General features: G+C 75.5%; 1 protein-coding gene. It reads right to left on the bottom strand.

Going from position 1 to position 1,781, the window contains the following annotated elements:
• The coding region (locus HUW36_RS32165; protein WP_174531499.1) for a phytoene desaturase family protein at window positions 1–1,511 on the bottom strand (1,511 nt) is incomplete at its 3' end.
• Between the last annotated feature and the right edge of the window lie 270 nt (window positions 1,512–1,781).

The raw sequence follows: 1,781 nt of genomic DNA, 5'->3' as shown, positions 1-1,781 counted from the left end.
CGAACGACGACAACTGGCCCCGGTGCGCCGTGCACGCCGCCGCCCGGGTGCGCCGAGGCGCTGGCCAGGTAGAGCCGGTCCACCGGGGTGTCCGCCCGGCCCAGGCCGGGGATCGGCCGCAGGAAGAGCTGCTGGTACGCCGCCGCGGTGCCGCCGCCCAGCGCGCCGCCGACCAGGCTCGGCTCGGCCGCCTCCAGGTCGGCCGGACCGGCCACGTGCCGCCCGACGACGGACGCGCGGAAACCCGGCGCGGCCGACTCCAGCACCTCCTCCATCCGCTCCACGTGCGCCGCGACGTCCTCGGCCCGCCAGTTCCGTCGGAACGGCAGATGGGTGTAGGACCAGAGCGACTCGGTGCCCGGCGGCGAGTGGCTCGGATCGGCCACCGTCATCTGACCCACCAGCAGGAACGGATCCGCCGGCACCTCACCGCGGGCCAGCGCGGCGGCGTACGTGGTGAGCCCGTCCAGGTCCGCGCCGAGGTGCACGGTGCCGGCGCCGGCCAGCTCACGGTTCGTCCACGGCATCGGCGCCGACAGCGCCCAGTCGACCTTCAGGGTGGAACCGTCCCACCGGAAGTGCGCCAGATCCTCCACCAGCCGGGGCGGCAGTGCCGCGGCGCCTACCAGGTCCAGGTAGAGCGCCGGGGCGGGGACGTCGGCCAGCACGGCGCGACGGGCACGCCAGTCGGTGCCGCCGGCGGTCCGCACGCCCATCGCCCGTCCCCGGGCGGTGAGCACCCGCTCGACCCGGGCGCCGTACTCGATCCGGCCGCCCCGCTCGACCAGCCGGGCCACCAGCGCGTCGGTGATCCGCTGCGCACCGCCCACCGGCACCGGCCAGCCGACCTGCTGGCCGAGCATGGCGAGCAACCAGCCGTACACCCCGGAGCCGGCCTCTTCCGGGGACAGGTCGGTGTGCAGGGCGCACCCCGCCAGCAGCGCCGGCCCGCCCGCACCGTCGAAGAGTTCCGCGCCGAGCTTACGCACCGGGAGCACCAGCCGCCGGGCCAGCCGCAGCGCGCCGGCCACGCGGAGTCGACGCAGCAGGCCCAGGCCACCGCGCACCGGCGGGAACGGGCTGGTGATGGCGTCCAGCATCGGCTCGGCCACCTCGCACCAGTCCGCGTACGCGTGCCGCCAGCGCTCGCCGTCGCCCGGGGCGAACGTCTCCATCGACGCGGCGGTGCGGTCCAGATCGCGGTTGACCACCGCGGCCCGGCCGTCCGGGAGCAGGTGCGCCAGCACGTCCGGCGCGTTGGTCCAGGACAGGCCGTGGCACTCCAGCTCCAGCCCGCCCAGCACCGGGGAGGCGTAACCGAGCGGATAGAACGAGCTGTAGAGGTCGCTCAGGTAGCCCGGTGCGGTCACCTGGGCCGAGCGGACCGCCCCGCCGGGCGCCTCGGTGGCCTCCAGCACGAGGACGTCCCAGCCCGCGTCGGCCAACAGGTTCGCGGCCACCAGACCGTTGTGCCCGGCCCCGATGACGACGGCGTCGGCGGTCGAAATCATCCGATCCGCCTACCCGGCCGGTCACCGGGCGAAACGCGTTTGCCTCGCCCGGACCGGGGCATCCACGGCCGCATGTACACGGTTGCGCAGCTCATAGGTGGGGTGTGGGGAGCCGGCGGCGAGGGCGGCGAACTGGTCGTCCACGACCCGGCCGACGGATCGCCGGTGACCCGGGCGCCGGTGGCCACGGCGGACGAGGTGGCCAAGGCGGTCGAGGCCGCCCGGGGCGCCGCCGACGAGAGATCGGAAGAGCGTCGTGTAGGGAAAGAG

The sequence above is a fragment of the Micromonospora maritima genome (assembly GCF_902825405.1).
Lineage (GTDB): Bacteria > Actinomycetota > Actinomycetes > Mycobacteriales > Micromonosporaceae > Micromonospora > Micromonospora maritima.
This window is presented reverse-complemented; position numbering and strand designations above follow the sequence as displayed.